We start from the raw sequence: 672 nt of genomic DNA on the forward strand, positions 1-672 counted from the left end.
CGGCACCCTTTTCCCAAGCATCCCCACCCCCAATACTCGTTTACCCCTCCCAACTTTCTTTTCTCCAGACAATTGAACAACATCCGTCCTCCCTCTTGTTTTGAAGCATCCATACGCTTTCTTTTTCTCGCATTTGCCGGTTGGAATGTTGTTGCCAGCCTCTTTTCTATGCTTACGAGCTCATATGTTGTTTCAAAAGGGCTCCTTTCAGACTATAAAAACGATAACTGCAAAACAAGAGCAAAACCGCATGTTCCCATACTCTCCAACATACCGCCCTTCTTCCCATACCCAGCACCAGTCCAAACCTCTCACAGCACTCCCCAACATACCCGGAAGCCTTGCCATGCACACCGCCAACACGCCACACCCCATACCCTTCATCCTCACCTTCTTATCCACTGAAACGCTTTCTTAGTAGAATCTCCGGCATTTTTCTCATTTTTTCGCATACAGTTTTTTGGCCAGTTTATGTTGTTTTTTAGCCAGTCTTTTACTTTCTTCACACACCAACGCTCTTCTTTTTCATCAGTGTTTTTTCAGATTTTTTCATTATGGATTGACTTTCGTTCTTTTTCTCTTATATCTTTAGAATTATTCTAAAGTGCAAAGGAACAAAAAATGTTGAGATCGTTTTTTTCATTTGTACAACGTAAAGCTTTATCCTTTCGT

Annotated in this window: 1 pseudogene; it reads left to right on the forward strand. The window is 42.0% G+C overall.

Annotated features, from left to right (window positions below):
• A pseudogene (locus tag ACFINO_RS10745) lies at positions 1 to 216 on the forward strand (hypothetical protein); the annotation flags it as partial.
• Positions 217 to 672 lie beyond the last annotated feature (456 nt).

The sequence above is a fragment of the Bartonella sp. AA83SXKL genome (genome assembly GCF_042196965.1).
In the GTDB taxonomy this organism is placed as follows: domain Bacteria; phylum Pseudomonadota; class Alphaproteobacteria; order Rhizobiales; family Rhizobiaceae; genus Bartonella.